The sequence below is a fragment of the Desulfotomaculum sp. OF05-3 genome, assembly GCF_003435535.1.
GTDB classification, from domain to species: domain Bacteria; phylum Bacillota; class Clostridia; order Lachnospirales; family Lachnospiraceae; genus Pilosibacter; species Pilosibacter fragilis.
In genome coordinates, this window is sequence record NZ_QWGO01000019.1 from 1 (window position 1) to 16,689 (window position 16,689).

Consider the following 16,689-nt stretch of genomic DNA (forward strand, 5'->3'; position numbering starts at 1 on the left):
TATTTGGCGTGGGGCGAAGGATTTGACCTTTACAGTATGTCTGCTTGCGGGCAGGCGGCAAAGCAGGAACCGATTGTTTCTGCATCAACAGAGTTACATCAGGTTGATCTTGTTTCGGCCGGTACATTGGTATTTGATTTGGCTTCTGTTCCGGCTTATTCTGGGCAACCGTATGCCATAGTAAATGATAACAAGCCGTATTTCACAGACGCTTATCTGACGGCAGTTTCTTTTGAAACATATAGTGACCTGGATTCACTGGGTAGATGTGGTGTAGCCTATGCATCAGTTGGAAAAGATCTGATGCCGACAGAAGAGCGCGGCTCTATTGGGCAGGTAAAGCCATCTGGTTGGCATACGATCAAATATGACAATGTGGATGGCAAATATTTATATAATCGCTGCCATTTGATCGGTTATCAGCTTACTGCAGAAAATGCAAACGAGAAGAACTTAATCACTGGGACCAGATATCTGAATGTTCAGGGAATGCTGCCGTTTGAGAATATGGCAGCGGACTATGTAAAAGAAACTGGAAATCATGTGCTGTATCGGGTGACTCCGGTTTTTGAAGGCAGTAATCTCGTAGCATCCGGCGTACTAATGGAAGCGGAATCCGTAGAAGACAAAGGCGAAGGTATTTTGTGCTGCGTTTACGTTTATAATGTTCAGCCGGGAATTAACATCAATTATGCAACGGGTGACAGCTCGGCTTCTGGAACAAACCAGACGGCAGTAACAGAGCAGGCCACACAGGCTGTTAAGCAGGCAGCTTCTCAGCAGACCAGCACGGAATCCTATATCCTCAATACCAATACAAAGAAATTTCATCGGCCGTCCTGTTCATCGGTCAAACAGATGAAGGAGAGCAATAAAAAATCCTCATCAGAGAGTAGGGATGCGCTGATTGCTGCAGGTTATGATCCGTGTAAAAAATGCAATCCGTAAAAATGTGTCAGATATTAAAAAAATATGGAAGAGGAAGGTTGTAGTTCTATATTGCAATACTTCTTCTTTGCGCATATTGGATATGCTGTTGAGGGCGACTGTTGCACGCAGAAGATAAGTTGCGCCGGTCTGCGATAATGTGCTGTTTGTATAAGGAAAAGGACAAGGAGTTATGATGAATTTTAGTGGGATATTGATTGGTGTGCTTACCTTTTTTCTGATTGGATTGTTCCATCCTATTGTTATATATGCGGAGTATTACTTTGGAAGCCGCTGTTGGCCGGTATTTTTACTGGTGGGCATTTTGTGTATGATTCTATCCGTAAGAATGCAGGAAATACTTTGGTCGGTTTCTCTGGGTGTTTTGGGCGTCAGTTGCTTTTGGAGCATTAAGGAATTGAAAGAACAGGAAAAAAGAGTGGCAAAAGGATGGTTCCCGAAGCGGAAGGTGGATAAGCACTAAAGAAGAAAGCGGGGAGATGAGAAGATGGCGGTATGGAGATTACAGGTGAATACTGGAGGAGCGAACGTTGCGGATTATTGCTTGCAAAACCATGTTGCAGCACTTTGGGCTGGCAAGGTACTTGCTTACTTAATGGGAAATTACTATGACTCGAAAGCCACCTACGAAAAACTCTTTGAGTGGACCGATGAACACAAGTTTAAAACCGGCAAATACTCTTATAAAGAGGCTGTGATCGACGAATTGGCCACAGCCTCTCCCAGTGAATATCTGACGAAAATATCGATACAAGTGTTTTAACCCTGCCGCTTCATCGCGTTTCCTCCGCACTGCCTTTACATTTCTCATAAGCAAATAGCGCCGCTCCCAGCGCACCGCAGAGCTGCGCCTCATCACAGATATAAAGTTTAGCACCAAGCTTCTCTTCCAATGCCTGGATGATACCCCGGTTCTTCGCCACACCGCCGGTCATCATATATTCGCCTGGATGATCCTTTCCAAGGCGGGCTGCCAATGCGCCGACTTTTGAGGCAACTGACACATTTAAACCGTGGATAATATCTGCCACATCCTTATTCTGTGCCACCAGCGACACGACCTCCGACTCTGCAAACACCGTACACATGCTGGAAATCACGATATTATGCTTCCATTCCAGCCCTTTCACACTCATTTCCTCCAGGGAAAGTCCCAGCGTTTTCGCCATCATTTCCAGAAAACGTCCCGTTCCGGCGGCACATTTGTCATTCATCAGGAAATTTTTCACGGCTCCCTGCCCGTCGATGCTGATCGCCTTGATATCCTGCCCGCCAATGTCGATGATAGTGCGGACATTCGGATTCAGATAATTTGCGCCCTTGGCATGGCAGGTAATCTCCGTGATGCTGTCATCCCCGCTGTCAATGTAGGATCGTCCATATCCGGTCGTATCGATCCGCACGATCTCCTCTTTCTTAATTCCCGCTTTCTCAATCGCCAGATCCAGACTCTTCTCGGCGCTCATCATCGCACCGCCGCCGGTCGGAATAATCATCGTCGATTTAATTTTTCCATCCTGATCCAGTATGACCACATCAGTACTTGTCGAACCGCTGTCGATTCCCGCTACATAAAAAATGCCCGACTCCATCTTCTTTCTTGCCTCCTCACTGATACCTTTTCCCGGATCCATATCCTCTGATCCCTCGATCGTCTCCTCAAATGCCTGAATGCGCGTCAAAAGCTGCCCCGCGCTCTGGCTCGTAAAATCAGTCTCAATCTTAAGGAGCGGAACCTTGATATCCCGCTTGATACTCGCATACTCAAATCCATAATAATCACAGAACTTGATCGTGTGATAAATAATTCCCTTTAAATTCGGATCCAGATACAGACGGTTTCTGCGGATCGAACGGTTCATGCGGAAACACGGCATCTGTCCCAGCAGGACGTCCGCGTAAGAAAGAAACAGCTCCTCTTCCTCCATATTCCACATTTCATCCTGTACGACCGACAGTTTCCGACCACCCGTACAGGTCAGATTTTCCACATCCATCTGGATATTGTCCCGGATCATATCCTCCAGAATGCCGCTGACCCGCACGCCCAGCACACCAATGTACGGCTCCGTGTTCATTTCCGGCGTAATAAAGGACTTGATAAAAGCGCGTTTATCAAACACTTTCCCGGAATATGCCTCATATGCCTTTTTAAGCCTCCGGATCGTGCCCGCAAATTTCACTTTTTCACATTCATTATCATCATGCGGCAGATCCAGCATATATAAAAACTTACATTTTCCCGTGCTCTCCACGATATCGTAAACGCGCCGCATCGAATCGCAGCAGTTTACCAGCACCAGCTGTTCAACCTTTCCTTCCAGCACTGCCTGAATGACCGATTTTCCAAAGCCGCACAGATTTGCATGTGCAATTTGATCCGACTGTTCGAAATTTTCCGGCATTTCCTCCAAAACAGAACATTCTTCTCCAAACCCCCGGAACAGCTCGATCGGGGTGTACTTACAGACGTAATAAATCATGCGTGTTTCTCCTCCTTGCCCTTTTCCAGCATTTCCACAAACGCCTGAAGCCGCGTCGATACCTGACCGTCGCTGGTATTGGCGGGGTTGCAGCCGTCACCGTCGAGAATCATCGTCGGAAGTCCTGTCTTTTCTAAGGACTGCTTAATCAGGCTGGATGCACCGATCGTTCCCTTACAGCCCCAGTGGGCAAATAAAACAGCACCATCCGATTCCGTGATTCTGGCAAGCCGTTCCGCTTCCTCAATTCTCTGTTTCACACTGCCATTGTAAATGCAGTAGACCATTTTCTCTGCCATCGCCTCATACGGGTCTTCCGCATGCATCTCCTGAAAACCATCTGCGATGAAATCACAAGCGCGGATGTGCATTTTCTTACTATAATTAAAAATATCCTTAACCGGCTCCTGTAAAAATGGCATGATGTGCATCCAGATTACCGAAAGACCATCTCCCCTCGGTGACATCCGCACATCGCGCAGAAGTTTTTCCGTATAGGTAACCGCCGTCTCTGAGCCAGCCATCAGATGGCACATAAAAAGCGCATACAATTCATTCGTCAGAGAGGTCACCGGGTCATGCGCACACCGCAGGGCAAGCTGTTTTTTATAATTCGCTGCCGCTTTCCGGCTGTTATCTACCGCACTCCGCACTGTTTCCTCCGAAATCCGTCTGTCCGTCGTCTCCTCCAGAAACCGTTTCAATTTCCGCAGCTGATCCGCCACATACAGAACCGATTCCCGGTTTTTCTCATACGGAACATCAATATAAAAGCCTGGACATTCAAATTTATCCTTTAAATACGGAAACGTCATCATATTTCCATCACACGCAAGGTTCGTATAAATCATGCAGTTCGGTTTTGGCAGAATCCCCGTCAGCGCCGCCCCCAGAAACACCCTGTGGTACGAACACATCGTCTCCGGAAATCCTTCTTCCTCCGTTTTCCGAAGAAACGTCTGCTCACACTTCGTTCCCGCCATAAAACAGGACATCGCCTCCACTGAGTACGGCGTCAGCCCTGCCGCCATCACCAGCTCTCCCGGCACAAATATGCTGACCATCGCCGCATTCTCCGGTTCCGACAGCGACTGAATGATATTTTTCATAACCACCCGCGCCACATACTGTCCCGACGACGGCAGCTCCCGATCCGGCAAAAACTGAAGCTTCTTTTCCTGCAGGCGGTATCCCGCAAGAAGCAGCCGACGCGCTTTTTCCGGATCCTTAAGCGCCTGGCTGCTCACCCTATTTCCAAATTTTTCAATTACATCCATTGTTCTTTCTTCCATTCTTTTAAGTTCATTTTTCTGTCATATCGCCCTGATGCAGATGGATATGGTTCCGCGCCTTTGCAGGAAAACGGACATTCTTTATTATAGTCAGTGGGATGGGAATTGTAAATGAAAAGTCTAATCCCCCAGCTATGCTGGGGAGAATGGAATAAGTGGAGACGGTGAGGACAACAAAATAAAGCCTCCTGTGATATGATGAGAATGGTGTCGCAAGCCAAACTCAAAATCAAAGGAGGCGGTCCAAATGGACAATAGAAGTTTATCACATACCCGATGGAAATGCCAGTATCACATAGTATTTATACCGAAATACAGAAAAAGATTTGTGGCACAGATCCTGGTCGATATCAAAAAGGAACAGAATGAATTAAAGGATATTCTTGGCAGTGAGTATCAGGATTATAATCTGGTCATGGCTACGACCTTTGGTCTTCCGATCGAAGACAGCTATCTGCGTGATCAGATGCAGAAGGTTATTGATGAACAGGGACTGCCGGATGTGGTTTTTCATAGTCTCCGACATACAAGTGTCACATATAAGCTGAAGCTCAGTGGAGGAGACATTAAAGCGGTTCAGGGCGATTCCGGACATGCACAGGCGGACATGGTAACAGAGGCATATGGCCATATCATTGACTAGGACAGGCAAAAGAATGCACAGAGGATGGAGGATGCGTTTTATAACAGGGAAAATCTTAATCCGCAGATGAAGGGTGCAGATGCTGGTCAGACAGCAAACACGGTGGCTGTTCCGGAAGGTGTGGATGCGGACCTTTTGATGAAGGTTCTGGGAAATCCGGAGATGGCGGCGTTGCTGACGAGTCTGGCGAAGAGCTTGAAAGCTGAATAAAAATATAATAATGGAAATAGAACAGAGTCTACTGGAATTAGGAGAAATCCAGATGTGGGTGGACTTTTTTTGATGGAAAATAATGTACATAAGATATATTTAAAGTTATAATTAAGGTAAATACCTTTTGTATGTAGTGTTAGGTCAATTTTATATTAAAAATGCTGGAATATACCCAGAAAATAATGTAGTCCTTGAAAGTATGATTATATGTGAATTTGAAACAAAACAATAGAAGGGGAACGAATCAATTATCAAAATAAATAGTATTTTGAATATAGAGCTGACGTAGAAAGAAGAGGTGGAATACATATGAAGCAAGATACCTTAGAAGGAAAAGCAAAAACAAAAAATGGAATAAAACGATTGTGCTTTTCCATAATCTGCATTCTTCTGGAAGTGATTTTTATTATTACTATCGTAACACGCTTGAATGAATATGCAGAAATCATAAATTTATTTACCAGAATTTTAAGTGGAATCTTAGTTTTGAGATTGTATGCGTCAGATAAGACATCTTCTATGAAAATGCCTTGGGTCATTTTAATTCTGATTTTCCCAATTATGGGTGTAGGCCTGTATTTATTGATTGGCTTGAATGGTGGCACGCATAAAATGCGTGAGCGATATGCAGAAATTGATAGCAAATTGTTACCAATGCTTCCAGACAATCAAGAGTGTTTAAGCAGAATAAAAGAAAAGATTCCGAAAGCAGGAAATATTGCAAGTTACATACAAAGAAATTCGCGGTATCCAATCTATCAGAATACGGATATCAAGTATTTTGATGAAGCAGTGAAGGGATTAGAGGCACAGCTTGAAGAACTTGCGAAAGCACAAAAGTTTATCTTCATGGAATATCATGCGATAGAAGATGCTGAAGCTTGGCATAAGATTCAGGATGTTCTGGAAGAGAGAGTAAAAGCCGGTGTGGAAGTCAGGGTATTCTATGATGATATGGGGTCTATAGGTTTTATTAACACAGATTTTGTAAAAAAGATGGAGAGTATAGGAATTCATTGTCGTGTATTCAATCCATTTGTGCCAGGCTTAAATCTATTTTTGAACAATCGTGATCACAGAAAAATAACAGTAATTGATGGAAAAGTTGGATTTACAGGTGGATATAATCTTGCAAATGAATACTTTAATTATACGCATCCGTATGGGCAGTGGAAAGATACCGGTATTCGTTTAGAAGGAGATGCTGTTCAGTCACTTACAGTGACATTTTTAGAAATGTGGAATGCTGTTAGTGAAAAAGCTACGAATGATACTGATTTTAGTAAATACATTATTCATTACGATTATAAAGCACAGCAAACAGGTTTTGTTCAGCCTTATGCAGACAGTCCTATGGATAATGAGCAGGTCGGAGAAGAAGTTTATATCAGTATGATAAATAAGGCCGAAAATTACTGTTGGTTTATGACACCATATCTAATTATAACAGACGAAATGACACATGCGTTATGTCTGGCTGCTAAGCGAGGGGTAGACGTAAGAATTATCACACCAGGAATTCCTGATAAAAAATTCATTTATAATATAACTCGCTCTTTTTATCATGGATTGGTTAAACATGGAGTGCGAGTTTATGAATGGACACCAGGATTTTGCCATGCGAAAATGAGTATAGTGGATAACTGTATGGCAACCTGTGGAACAATCAATCTGGATTATAGAAGCTTATATCATCATTTTGAAAACGGCTGTTTCATGGCAGATTGTCAGGCAGTTGTGGAAATTAAAAATGATCTGATAAGAACGATGGGAGAATGTCGTGATGTAACAGATCAATATTGTACTGGGCGCAGTGCATATTTGCGACTGGGACAATTATTTATGAGATTATTTGCTGGATTGTTATAAGAATTTAGTGAAACGACCTTTCAAAAAATAGTTGATTTTGAGAGGTCGTTTTTGTTATGTCTGATTGCCGGTACAGGAAATTTACATGGATAAAATTAATTCTGTTGAGGTAAAATTGAGGTTGACTTTGTATTGTATAGACATAAGATGAAAAAAAGTCAGGTGATGTGCGATGGGAAAACGTAAGATATGTAAAATTGTTTTTGTTATACTGTCAATTTTTTTATGTGTGGCTTTTTATGAATTATTTGGAATCTGTATTGCATATAAAAAACAGCCGGAAGTGTCTAATACCATTAAAAAAGAAACACAAAATGATTCGTGGAACGAACGCAGCGAGAATATGGAACGAGCAGTGATCATAGAAAAAAATCCAGAAGCACTTTTACAAAGAGTGCGTTTGATCCGAAATGCAAAAGAAGACATTATTCTTTCTACTTTTGCATTTCAATCAGATGAAAGTGGAAAATTGATCTTAGGAGCACTGCATGATGCGGCAGACAGAGGTGTGCATGTTCGTCTGTTAGTAGATGGAATGGAGAGCTGGGTTGATATGGAAGGCAATCCGTATTTCTATGGATTATCTTCCCATAAGAATGTTGAAATTAAACTGTATAATAAGGCCAATCCGTTGAAACCATGGAAGATGATGGGGAGAATGCATGATAAATATTTGATTGCAGATGGTAAGACATATATTCTTGGTGGAAGAAATACATACAATTATTTCCTGGGTGATTTTCTGGGACATAAGAACTATGACAGAGATGTGTTAGTGGTTTGCGATGAACCTGAGAAAGAAAATTCAGTTAACCAGTTGTTAGAGTATTTTGAAACGATATGGGAACAAGAAGACAGTGGTTATTTTCATGACAATAAAAAACTGGCAAATAGAAAATCTGTAAAGAACGCAGTTTTAGAGCTGCAGAACGGCTATCAGAAATATTTTGAAGAGAATAAGGAAAGAATCTGCGATACTGATTACACGGACGAAACTTTTGAGACAGAAAAGATTGCATTAGTGTCAAATCCTATCCACACAGGTCCCAAGGAACCAGTAGTCTGGTATCAACTGGGAGAACTAATGAAAAATGCAAAAGAGCGCGTGAAAATTCATACACCATATATTATTTGCAATGATATGATGTATAATACATGGAAAGAGATTGCGGAGAGAGTTCCGGATTTTTCTATCATGACCAATTCGGTTGCCAACAATGGAAATCCGTTTGGTTCTGCTGATTATGCGAGAAACAGAAACAGAATTTTAAATACAGGAATTGATATCTGGGAGTATGAAGGCGGCTATTCTTACCACGGAAAAAGCATCCTGATTGATGATGATCTATCCGTAATCGGTTCCTTTAACATGGATATGAGAAGCACGTATCTGGATACGGAACTGATGCTTGTAATACGTAGCAAAGAGATTAATAAACAGTTGGAAGAAGGCATGATGGAATATGAAAGAGTGTCCCGACAGGTATTGGAAGATGGAACCTATCGTGATCCGTATCATGTAGAGCCAATTGAATTGACAAAGAAGCGTCAGAGAAACGTACTTTTGGTACAGCATCTGCTTGGATGGGCAAGATATCTGTTCTGATAAAGGAGGAAGAAGATTGTGTTTCAAATATTAATTGTAGAAGATGATAAAGAATTAAGCCAGCTATTCCAAAAAGTGCTTGAGAAGAATGGATATCAGGTCAAAAGTGCATCGGATGGAGCACTGGCATTAGAAATATTGGATAAAGAGTATATTGATCTGATCATTTCCGATATTATGATGCCGGTTATGGATGGTTATGAACTGGTGTCGGAACTCCGTTCAGCAGGATATCAGATACCGGTACTTATGATCACTGCGAAAGGTTCCTTTGATGATATGCGCCAGGGATTTCTTTCGGGAAGTGACGATTATATGGTAAAACCGGTAAATGTGAATGAAATGGTTTTAAGAGTCGGAGCACTGCTTCGCCGTGCACAGATACTGAATGAACACAAAATTGTGATCGGTTCAACAGAGTTTGATTATGATGCAATGACGGTTACAACTGATAAGGAAAGTCTTGTTTTGCCTAAAAAAGAATTCCTGCTTTTATATAAGCTTGCAGCTTCGCCAGGCAGAACATTTACAAAACAACAGTTGATGGATGAAGTATGGGGATACGAGACGGAGGCAGACCCACATACGATAGAGGTACATATAGGAAGAATCAGGGAGCGTTTGAAAGATAACCCTGATTTTGAAATCGTAACAATGCGTGGAATTGGATACAAGGTGGTGAAAAAATAATGGAACAAAAGAAAGAAAAAGAATTGCGGATCCGATCCTGTCTGACTGGTGCAATCTGGCTGGCACTTGTATTTTCAACAGTCATATCTGCGTTATTATTTGCTTTTTTGAATCATTTTTTTAATCTGCCTGGTAGCATACCTGTGCTTGGCTGGCTTTTGATTTTTAATACATTGATTGCAGGGCTGATTACTTCCTTTATCAATGCAAGGTTGCTGGAACCAATTACCAGACTCAGTAAAGCAATGAAGGAAGTTTCGCAGGGAGATTTTGAACAGCACTTGGAAACGAACAGCCGTATCGCAGAAGTTGGAGAATCTTACCAGAGTTTTAATGTGATGACAAAAGAGCTTCGTGCAACAGAAGTATTGCAGATGGATTTTGTCTCCAATGTTTCTCATGAGTTTAAGACCCCGATCAATGCCATTGAAGGGTATACAATGCTTCTTCAGGGAGAAGAACTGTCTCAGGAGCAAGAGGAATATGTAGAAAAAATCCTGTTTAATACCCAAAGGCTTTCCGGATTGGTTGGAAATATTTTGCTGTTATCCAAGTTAGAGAATCAGAACATACCAATGAAAAAAACAGAATATCGTTTGGATGAACAGATCCGTCAGGCATTTCTTTCCCTGGAGACAAAATGGACAGAAAAAGAAATTGGTTTCCAGGTAGAGCTGGAGGAAGTTAAATATACTGGGAATGAAGGACTTTTTATGCATATATGGATGAATCTTTTAGATAATGCGATTAAGTTCAGTCCTGCAAAGGGGACAATTATGATGTTTCTGAAGCAGGAAAAGGATTCTGTAATGTTTATTCTGGAAGATGAAGGACCGGGAATAGAGGATGATGTGAAAACCAGAATATTTGATAAATTTTATCAGGCAGACGGTTCTCACAAAGCAGAAGGAAATGGTCTCGGCCTTGCACTTGTGAAACGGATCGTAGATAGTGCTGGCGGGACAATCAAGGCAGAAAACCGGGAATATGGTGGATGCAGATTTGTTGTAGAGCTTCCAATACAGAAAGATGAGGTCATATAAGTTTAAGAAAAACAGATAGAGGAGGAATTACATGACATTTTATCAGGAATTGCAGTTAAATCAGGCAGGTTCTAAAAATCTGTTGAAAAAGAGTGAAACAGTGAAAGAAAAATCATATCATATACTGGTATATTTGGTAAAGATAGCTGTTACAATGGCATTTTGTTTTTTATTTGTTACTATTTTCAGTATCTTATTTGGAAATGAGAATAGTATTGTGGGTGTAGTAGCTTTATTATGCCTTATGGTATTTCGGAATGCGGATCTGGGGATCCACACCGGACAATCTACGATGCTTTTGGCTTTGTTCTTTGTAATTATGACTGTATGTCCGCATTTAGCAAACCAGCTTTCACCGGTACTTGGAATGCTGTTAAACATTGCTGCAATGGCAGTGCTGATTCTGTTCGGATGTCATAACCCATTCATGTTTAACCAATCCACATTGGTTCTTGGTTATCTGTTATTGTATGGATATGATGTAACAGGAAAAAGTTATCAGATGCGATTAACCGGAATGGCATTAGGTGCAGCACTTACCTGCTTCGTATTTTATCGAAATCATAAAAACAGAACGTATAAAAGAAATTTGAATGATTTGGTACAGGAATTTGATATATCTTCTTCCAGAACAAAGTGGCAGTTATGTCAGATCATATGCGTACCGGCAGTACTCTGCATTACGGAACTCTGCAATATGCCACGGGCAATGTGGGCTGGGATTGCGGCAATGTCAGCAATCTTACCATTTATGGAGGACATGCAATACAGAGTCCGCAAAAGGATTGTCGGAAATATTGCAGGTGTAATATGCTTTACAGTACTATATTTTCTGCTTCCGTCATCCATCTATACATACATAGGAATCATTGGCGGAATTGGTGTAGGACTTTCTGCAAAATATGGCTGGCAGGCAGTATTTAACACATTTGGTGCTTTAGCCATTGCTACAGAGAGTTATGGACTAAAAGGAGCAGTTGGTCTTAGAGTGATTCAGAATGTTTTTGGCGTTGTATTTGCATTAATATTTTGTTCTATGTTTTATTGGCTTATGTCGAAAAAAAGGAAACAGTGGTAACTGTGGCTGCAAAATAACGTGGGTTAGAAAGAAAAAAGGTTAAGCCGGAGATGGCAGCTTTGCTGACGAGTCTGGCAAAGAGTATAAAGATGTAAGGGAAAATGTAAGATCTGTTGGCTTTGGGAAGAATCCTAAGGGTGACAGATCTTTTTTTATGTTTTATTCTGCTTTGGATATACTAACCATAGTGCTAAAATTACATTGCCAGATCGTGAAAACAGGATATAGAATATAATTAACAAAAATAACCATATAGGTTATAAATATTTAGGGGAAAGGAATGAGGTTTATGTTATATGAATTTTTGAAAGACAATTATAAGGAAGCAGAGCCTATATTCTTTTCTGATATAGTGATTAAGGGAAACCGTGCATTTTCTGAATCAGGTGGATGAAGCTGACCTGCTCAAGCTGATGGACGAGGAAGAAGTTGCAGAGTTCACCAAGCCGATTGAGGAAACAAAGCCGGAAGTGGTTGAAACAGTTCCTGAAATTACAGAACCGGCGCCGGAGGAAAAGCCAAAATCCACGAATATGCTCCCAGCGATTCTTACTCTGATTGTGCTTGCCTGTGGTGGTGGATTCTTCGTATTTAAGAAAGTCCAGGAAAAGAAGAAGGAACAGGAAGCGGCAAAGCCTGACCCGGATGCTGATTATGTGGACGATGACGAGGATTATGGATACGATCCGGAGTTTGAGGACGATGATGCAGATAGCTCCGTCGGTGAAGATGATAATGAACCTGTGTAAACAGGATAGGCTTGATGCCTGGGGCAGCCTTCGGGTTGCCTTTACATAGCATCTGCTTTCAAAAAATAAAATATTTTGTGTTTTTGAAAGCGATCTCTTGAATATTCTGTGTGGTAGGTGTGCATACTATTATTTCAGTCATAGTGACTGGAAAATTTATCTGCCTCATCGCATTGAAATCTCCGTCATTTTAGAGTAAAATGAGGTAGATAATCCTGAAATGAGGTAGATAACATGAGAGCTTTTGATTATATAAAAGAGCCAGAAAAGTTGCTTACTCCTGAAATTGTGCAGATGACCGGAAAAATTCATGAGCACAAAGGTAAGCAAGAGATATTTTTGGAAGCTAATATTGATGAATTGAAAACCCTTCTTGAAGTCGCTTTGATTCAAAGTACAGGTGCTTCTAACCGTATTGAGGGTATTTATACAACAGATAAGAGATTGGAAGAATTGGTCAGCCAAAAGGCAGAACCAAGAAACCGATCTGAGCAGGAAATCTCAGGTTACCGAGAGGTGCTTTCTACAATCCACGAAAGCTATGAGTATATTGTGCCCAGACCTAATATTATTTTACAGCTTCATCGTGATTTGTATTCCTACGCCGGTTCCGGTGGAGAATATAAAAATGCTGATAATGTAATTGCAGAAACAGATGCAGAAGGTCACCAGAAAGCAAGGTTTATTCCGGTTCCTGCCTTTCAGACTGCGGAAGCTATGGATGAATTGTGCAGACAGTTTTTAGAAGCATGGAATACTGATAAAATTGATAGATTACTTTTGATACCTATGTTTATTCTGGATTTCCTCTGTATCCACCCTTTCAATGACGGAAATGGACGCATGAGCCGTTTACTGTCGCTTCTTTTGTACTATAAGGCAGGATATATTGTAGGAAAATATGTCAGCATGGAAATGTTGATTGAAAAAACAAAGGAAACTTACTATGAAGCATTGCAGGCAAGTTCGACAGGATGGCATGAAAATGAGAACAGCTATGAGCCTTTTGTTAAGTATTATCTGGGTATCATGTTGAAAGCATATAATGAATTTGAAAGCCGTGTAGAACATTTAAAGAACCGCACTCTTTCTAAGCCCGAAAGAATTAAAGCGATGATTGATCAGAAAGTTGGTAAAATCACAAAGAAAGAAATTATGGATGCTCACCCTGATATAAGCAAAACCACGGTGGAACGCACTCTGGCAGATTTAGTTAAGAGTGAGTACATTGCGAAGGTCGGTTCAGGTCCGGCTACAGGATATGTAAAAATCTAAGTCATAAATTATTTATCTACCTCATTTCATATACAGATGAGGTAGATATTTTTACGATGACGGAGATTATAAAACAGAAAATTGTGTTCAGGCTGCAAAAATCCTTTCCGAACTTTTACATAGCAGTCATGCATTACGGTGTGTGGCTGTTGTTTTTATAGAGCAATCTTTAGGAACCCTTCGGGTTGCCCTTGCGTACATTGATTCTCAAAAACCGATGTGATATAATTTGTAGCATAGACAAAGTGACAAATCGGAATTTTGTGGAGGCACCTCAATGGAAACGATTTACGAAAAGTATATGGCACTTCCCATAGATAAGGGACTTTTATGTTTAGAATATGGAGATATTGCAGAGCCGTATTTTTGCTATCCCGTCAACGCAAAGCCAATCGGATTTGAAGGATGTATTCTGTATTGCTTTTTGCCGGAATATGGAGAAATGGTATTTGCCTGCAATCCAGAAAGTTGTGTAGACCAAAATGTATATCCATTAGCGGCAAATTTTGAAGATTTTATCCGTTTAATCTTGGCTTGTGGTACTGCTAACCCATTGGAGCAAATCGTTTGGATGGATAAAAATAAATTTGAAGAACACATGGCAAACGAAGAAAAAATACTGACCGATGAGCAGAGGACAGCGGCACAACAGCTACAGCGGGCATTAAGTTTGTTACCAATAGAAAATCCGTTTGAATATGTCAAATCCATTCAAAAAGATTTTGATGGTAGTAAAATACAATACAGTGATGAATACTATGAAGTTACCGGCATAGAGAACCCTAAAGGAACTAACACCCAAGATAAGCATTTAGTTGAATTTGAACCTGTCGTTTTTGAATTTAACCGCAAACAAGATAGCGACTAACAACTTCAAGTTTGACGAACAAAATCTGAAAACATTAGGGCGCAGAGGAGATAGAATCCTTTGCGTCCTTTTTTTACATAAGGGTTGACATCGTTGCCTTATTGCAAATACCCTTGTACAATGTAGTTAGAAGAAAGGGGTTGAGCCTATGAAGCTGGTATTGAAGATATTGGCACTGCCGGTGCTGTTCGTTGTAAAATTGATTTGTATTCTTGGAAATCTGCTTACAAACATTGTGTCCTATGTAATTGGTTTATTGCTTTTGGTTATTGGCGGCTCTGCGATTTACTGCGTTGTAAAAGCTTTGTGGCAGTCCCTGGCTATCCTTGTGGTTCTTGGAATTGCGACAATAGCGGCGGTGTTCCTGCTCGTCTGGGTTGTTATGAAAGTCGAGAATATAAGAGATAGTTTGGGCGCATTTATCAGGTCATAAGATAATATCAGAGAAAAGTCACCGATCAGTGGCTTTTTCTTTTTGGGAAGGAAGTGATGAGAATGGCGGCAACAAGATTGATTGCACTCCATATAAATAAGGGAAAGACGGTCGCTCAATGTCTGGCTGACCGAACAAACTACTCACAAAACGCAGCGAAAACCAACGATGGCGAATTTATCAGCTCCTATGAGTGTGATCCAAAGACAGCAGATGAAGAATTTCTGCTTTCCAAACGGCAGTATCAGCATATTACCGGCAGACAGCAGAAGAACAATATCATCGCATACCAGATACGCCAGTCCTTTAAGCTGGGAGAAATCACTCCGGAAGAAGCGAACCAGGTCGGCTATGAAACAGCGATGCGATGGACAAAGGGCAAACACGCTTTCATCGTTGCGACCCACATCGACAAATCCCATATTCACAACCATATCATTTATAATTCGACCTCGCTGGATTCCACACAGAAATTCAAAAACTTCTTCCTTTCCGGCCTGGCAGTTCAAAAACTCAGCGATATGGTTTGCCTGGAACACGGGTTGTCTATCATTACACCGAAGCCGTATCGAGAGCGCCAGAAAAGAACCGTTTATCCCAAGAAGCGTACCCAGCGTGACGAATTATGTGATGCGATTGATGCGGTGCTGAAGCAGAAACCAAAGAGCTTTGATGGCTTTGTTCAGGCTCTGGCTGATATGGGATTTGAGTTCAAGGATGGAAAGCAGCCTGCGTTCAAGGGCAAGAATCAGAAGCGTTTCATTCGGCTACGTTCTCTGGGCGAAGGATATAGCAAAGAGGAAATTCAAGCTGTTATCTCCGGTAAGAACCTGGACAAATCAAAAGGCAGTTCTGCTAAGGCTCCTGCCCCGAAGCAGTTCCAAATGCTGATTGATATTCAGGCAAAGATGGCCGAGGGTAAGACGGCCGGTTATGAAAAGTGGGCGAAGAAGTTCAACCGAAAAGAAGCTGCCCGAACCGTCATCCTTTTGAAAGAAAAAGGCTTAGGCAACTACGACGATCTGACCGATCATATTGAAAATCTGTCTGCCCGGTTCGATGCGCTTTCTGATTCTATCAAGACCGCAGAGAAACGAATGGTTGAGGTTCAGACATTGCAGCAGCACATCAAAAATTATCGCAGCACAAGGCAAATCTATATCGAGTACCGTAAGTCTGGATATAGCAAAAAGTTCTTTGAGGAACACCGTCAGGAAATCACAATTCATAAAGCGGCGAAGCAAGCCTTTGACGAATTGCAGATTACAAAGCTCCCGTCCATGCAATCATTGTATGAGGAGTTTTATCAGCTGGCAGTCCAGAAGAAGAAAGATTATGCGGAGTACCGTCAGATCAGAAAAGAGAAAGAAGAACTGCTGATTGCCAAGCGGACGGTTGAAACGATTCTGAATATCGACAGACAGAAAGAGCAGGAAAAAGAACAAGAGAAAGAGGAAAAGAAGAACTTCCGTTAAAGCAAAAAGCCACGGTCTGCACTC

16 protein-coding genes and 1 pseudogene are annotated in these 16,689 nt (G+C 41.5%); 15 read left to right on the plus strand and 2 right to left on the minus strand.

What is annotated here, in order from left to right; all coding sequences use genetic code 11:
* The first annotated feature begins 3 nt into the window (after positions 1–3).
* From DXA87_RS10900 to DXA87_RS10910, 3 genes are all read left to right on the plus strand, one after another.
* Entirely contained in the window at positions 4–948 is a 945-nt protein-coding gene (locus DXA87_RS10900) for a DNA/RNA non-specific endonuclease (RefSeq protein ID WP_242998040.1), read from the plus strand.
* A 172-nt stretch (positions 949–1,120) separates the two neighbouring features.
* Positions 1,121–1,411: a DUF4491 family protein gene (locus DXA87_RS10905; protein WP_015552777.1), complete on the plus strand. Its 291-nt coding sequence runs from the start codon at positions 1,121–1,123 to the stop codon at positions 1,409–1,411.
* Positions 1,412–1,435: 24 nt separating this feature from the next.
* Positions 1,436–1,711, plus strand: coding sequence for a hypothetical protein (locus DXA87_RS10910; RefSeq protein ID WP_117504374.1), 276 nt, complete (start codon positions 1,436–1,438; stop codon positions 1,709–1,711).
* Positions 1,712–1,721: 10 nt separating this feature from the next.
* On the opposite strand, the gene DXA87_RS10915 is transcribed toward DXA87_RS10910, so the two are convergent.
* Both DXA87_RS10915 and DXA87_RS10920 read right to left on the minus strand, forming a co-directional pair.
* Positions 1,722–3,431, minus strand: coding sequence for an acyl-CoA dehydratase activase (locus DXA87_RS10915; protein ID WP_015552775.1), 1,710 nt, complete (start codon positions 3,429–3,431; stop codon positions 1,722–1,724).
* Positions 3,428–4,708, minus strand: a complete 1,281-nt coding sequence (locus tag DXA87_RS10920; RefSeq protein ID WP_117472057.1) for a 2-hydroxyacyl-CoA dehydratase family protein — start codon at positions 4,706–4,708, stop codon at positions 3,428–3,430. Before DXA87_RS10920 ends, DXA87_RS10915 begins: the two co-directional genes overlap by 4 nt.
* 262 nt (positions 4,709–4,970) lie before the next feature.
* On the opposite strand from DXA87_RS10920, the gene DXA87_RS10925 reads away from it, so the two are divergent.
* The 12 genes and pseudogenes from DXA87_RS10925 (at position 4,971) to DXA87_RS10975 (ending at position 16,665) form a co-directional block, all read left to right on the plus strand.
* A complete protein-coding gene (locus DXA87_RS10925) occupies positions 4,971–5,366 on the plus strand; it encodes a tyrosine-type recombinase/integrase (RefSeq protein ID WP_242990548.1) in 396 nt (131 codons plus the stop codon).
* A 24-nt stretch (positions 5,367–5,390) separates the two neighbouring features.
* The gene (locus DXA87_RS18380; RefSeq protein WP_015552772.1) at positions 5,391–5,576 is read left to right on the plus strand and encodes a hypothetical protein; all 186 of its coding nucleotides are present in this window, start codon (positions 5,391–5,393) and stop codon (positions 5,574–5,576) included.
* Between the two features lie 312 nt (positions 5,577–5,888).
* Entirely contained in the window at positions 5,889–7,448 is a 1,560-nt protein-coding gene (gene cls, locus DXA87_RS10930; protein ID WP_117471132.1) for a cardiolipin synthase, read from the plus strand.
* 172 nt (positions 7,449–7,620) lie between these two features.
* Positions 7,621–9,054 carry a phospholipase D family protein gene (locus tag DXA87_RS10935; protein ID WP_117504376.1) on the plus strand — a complete coding sequence of 478 codons (1,434 nt, stop codon included), beginning with the start codon at positions 7,621–7,623 and terminating at the stop codon, positions 9,052–9,054.
* 18 nt (positions 9,055–9,072) lie between these two features.
* Positions 9,073–9,744 carry a response regulator transcription factor gene (locus tag DXA87_RS10940; RefSeq protein ID WP_117504378.1) on the plus strand — a complete coding sequence of 224 codons (672 nt, stop codon included), beginning with the start codon at positions 9,073–9,075 and terminating at the stop codon, positions 9,742–9,744.
* On the plus strand, positions 9,744–10,787 hold the full coding sequence (locus tag DXA87_RS10945; protein WP_117504380.1) for a HAMP domain-containing sensor histidine kinase: 1,044 nt from the start codon (positions 9,744–9,746) through the stop codon (positions 10,785–10,787). The genes DXA87_RS10940 and DXA87_RS10945 overlap by 1 nt, the downstream gene beginning before the upstream one ends.
* 31 nt (positions 10,788–10,818) lie before the next feature.
* Positions 10,819–11,882, plus strand: a pseudogene (locus tag DXA87_RS10950) (FUSC family protein).
* Between the two features lie 351 nt (positions 11,883–12,233).
* Positions 12,234–12,614, plus strand: coding sequence for a CD1107 family mobile element protein (locus tag DXA87_RS10955; RefSeq protein WP_242998037.1), 381 nt, complete (start codon positions 12,234–12,236; stop codon positions 12,612–12,614).
* Positions 12,615–12,848: 234 nt separating this feature from the next.
* The gene (locus DXA87_RS10960; protein WP_117504384.1) at positions 12,849–13,889 is read left to right on the plus strand and encodes a Fic family protein; all 1,041 of its coding nucleotides are present in this window, start codon (positions 12,849–12,851) and stop codon (positions 13,887–13,889) included.
* Between the two features lie 277 nt (positions 13,890–14,166).
* Complete coding sequence (locus DXA87_RS10965; RefSeq protein WP_020989788.1) at positions 14,167–14,757, plus strand: hypothetical protein; 591 nt, start codon at positions 14,167–14,169, stop codon at positions 14,755–14,757.
* Positions 14,758–14,905: 148 nt separating this feature from the next.
* Positions 14,906–15,190: a hypothetical protein gene (locus tag DXA87_RS10970; protein WP_015552800.1), complete on the plus strand. Its 285-nt coding sequence runs from the start codon at positions 14,906–14,908 to the stop codon at positions 15,188–15,190.
* 62 nt (positions 15,191–15,252) lie between these two features.
* The gene (locus DXA87_RS10975) at positions 15,253–16,665 is read left to right on the plus strand and encodes a relaxase/mobilization nuclease domain-containing protein (RefSeq protein ID WP_117504386.1); all 1,413 of its coding nucleotides are present in this window, start codon (positions 15,253–15,255) and stop codon (positions 16,663–16,665) included.
* Positions 16,666–16,689 lie beyond the last annotated feature (24 nt).